This is a genomic window from Staphylococcus sp. GDY8P45P (assembly GCF_017892745.1).
In the GTDB taxonomy this organism is placed as follows: Bacteria; Bacillota; Bacilli; order Staphylococcales; family Staphylococcaceae; genus Staphylococcus; species Staphylococcus cohnii.
Genome location: NZ_JAESLS010000032.1, coordinates 1 through 2750, shown reverse-complemented (window position 1 = coordinate 2750; position 2750 = coordinate 1). Strand labels below are relative to the sequence as shown.

Below are 2750 nucleotides of genomic sequence, written 5' to 3'. Positions count from 1 at the left end.
GTAAAAGTCCTCCTGGGTATGTTTGTGTCGTTAAAAACATTGTACCGTAAAAGGACTGTTATATGTCCTTTTTACTATTACACAATTATCAGGAATTTATCGTTGCTAACTTTAATATTTACATTTGAATATTAAAATGTTACAGTACAGGCTAAGTATATTAATTAGTAAAAGGAGGTAATAGCTATTTTAGCTATTAAAGGGAATAGTCTGTCCTTTTTTAAACTAAACAATGATATAAAAACAGTTGCCGGAGCTTTGCCTCTACTATGGATAAGTTTAAAACAAGATCATCAACATACTTGTTTTATGTAGTGAAATATGCATATTTGTATGTTTTGACTTTCGGCACCGGTAATTTTTATCTGTGTTTTTTTTGTGTGCAAAAAGAAATTGATTCTTAGGGACTGCTACTCCTTTCCAATTATTCTAATTACCACTAGAGCAAATTGTGAAAGGATGAAAGAAATGAATTTTAATAATAAAACAAAGTATGGTAAAATACAGGAATTTTTAAGAAGTAATAATGAGCCTGATTATAGAATAAAACAAATAACCAATGCGATTTTTAAACAAAGAATTAGTCGATTTGAGGATATGAAGGTTCTTCCAAAATTACTTAGGGAGGATTTAATAAATAATTTTGGAGAAACAGTTTTGAATATCAAGCTCTTAGCAGAGCAAAATTCAGAGCAAGTTACGAAAGTGCTTTTTGAAGTATCAAAGAATGAGAGAGTAGAAACGGTAAACATGAAGTATAAAGCAGGTTGGGAGTCATTTTGTATATCATCACAATGCGGATGTAATTTTGGGTGTAAATTTTGTGCTACAGGCGACATTGGATTGAAAAAAAACCTAACTGTAGATGAGATAACAGATCAAGTTTTATACTTCCATTTATTAGGTCATCAAATTGATAGCATTTCTTTTATGGGAATGGGTGAAGCTCTAGCCAACCGTCAAGTATTTGATGCTCTTGATTCGTTTACGGATCCTAATTTATTTGCATTAAGTCCTCGTAGACTTTCTATATCAACGATTGGTATTATACCTAGTATCAAAAAAATAACCCAGGAATATCCTCAAGTAAATCTTACATTTTCATTACACTCACCTTATAGTGAGGAACGCAGCAAATTGATGCCAATAAATGATAGATACCCAATAGATGAGGTAATGAATATACTCGATGAACATATAAGATTAACTTCAAGGAAAGTATATATAGCTTATATCATGTTGCCTGGTGTAAATGATTCTCTTGAGCATGCAAACGAAGTTGTTAGCCTTCTTAAAAGTCGCTATAAATCAGGGAAGTTATATCATGTAAATTTGATACGATACAATCCTACAATAAGTGCACCTGAGATGTATGGAGAAGCAAACGAAGGGCAGGTAGAAGCCTTTTACAAAGTTTTGAAGTCTGCTGGTATCCATGTCACAATTAGAAGTCAATTTGGGATTGATATTGACGCTGCTTGTGGTCAATTATATGGTAATTATCAAAATAGCCAATAGTATTGAACAAGGTATATAGCTGATATAATAAGGTGAATTTTTAAATAATATTAATGCAATTAATATTATTTTGATAACTCAATTATGCTAGTATTTTCTTCAAATATGAATGGACTACTGGGTGGAAGATAATTAACTAATCTGTATTCTTCTAATTTGAAATGAATAAGTTTCAAAGTACTAAGATATAGGATTAGTCATCCATTTTTTTTAAATCAGTTTAACTAGATGTTTTGTTTGTCGAATGACAAAAAACTCTTATTTAGTATAAATGAATAGATAATCCTTCCAATAATAATTGGGAGGATTTTTTATTCTCCCTAAATACAAATGTAAGTTAATGAAATATATACTTGAAGATGTTTATGGCATTCTAAAAATGTAGTCTTTGGCAGTTAATTTATGTAGTCTCTCTAGAGAACAACTTGAAAGTATTCGGGAATGCGTTCAGCTTCATAAAACCCTCCTCAATTATATAATCTGAAACCCTCTTGCTAAGTTCTTCTTCAACTTTTTGAAAACCTTTTAATATCATTTGATTTCTCACTTTATTAGCGTTCGTAAAAGTACACTTTTATAGACAAAAAGGAAGAAGCTTTTTCTAGCTCCTTCCCTTCTGATAAGTGATCATAATTTAACTAAGCGTTCTATGAGTTTAGCTTCCGCATTGAAAAACCAGCTGCCAATTGTATCTTCTCCATTTTCATTCTTCAATTGCTATCTTTAGATAGGCAAAGGCGTAACTTTTCAGCAGTCTCTTTCTTGAATTAAATTTATATAGTTCATCAGTTCTGTTACCCCTTTAAATTGATTCATTAATTTGTTGTCCAAGTTCTTCAAAGCAAGCCGAAAGGAATGTTCAACTTTTTCATAGCTTGGTATGTCTATTTCATTTAACAGTTGTTTCATATTTTCAATATAATAAACAGTTTTTCTTAAACTGCTAATGACCAGTATTTTACGCAATTCGGATATAGAAAACATGCGGTAGCCGTTTTCTTTTTTTCTTTCCGAATGGACTAATCCTTCTGATTCCCAGTGGCGAATTGCCGAAGTGTTTACACCTGCCACTTCGGCAGCTTCTCCAATACTCATCCAGTCTTTTAACTTAATATTTTTATAGGTAGTAAAATCTGCTTTCTGAATCATAAGAAGTATTTCTTCTACTCTCTTTTTTTCTACTTGGATTTGATACTGTTGTTCATTTATTAGAGTCAAGTCCAGACTCCTGT

The 2750-nt window shown here is 31.4% G+C and carries 2 protein-coding genes; one reads left to right on the top strand and one right to left on the bottom strand.

Annotated features, from left to right (window positions below; translation table 11 throughout):
* Positions 1 to 468: 468 nt before the first annotated feature.
* Entirely contained in the window at positions 469 to 1518 is a 1050-nt protein-coding gene (gene cfr, locus KA873_RS13465; protein ID WP_001010505.1) for a 23S rRNA (adenine(2503)-C(8))-methyltransferase Cfr, read from the top strand.
* 747 nt (positions 1519 to 2265) lie between these two features.
* Here the strand turns inward: cfr and KA873_RS13460 are convergent.
* A partial coding sequence (locus KA873_RS13460; RefSeq protein WP_204171401.1) for a MerR family transcriptional regulator occupies positions 2266 to 2750 on the bottom strand: 485 nt, incomplete at its 5' end.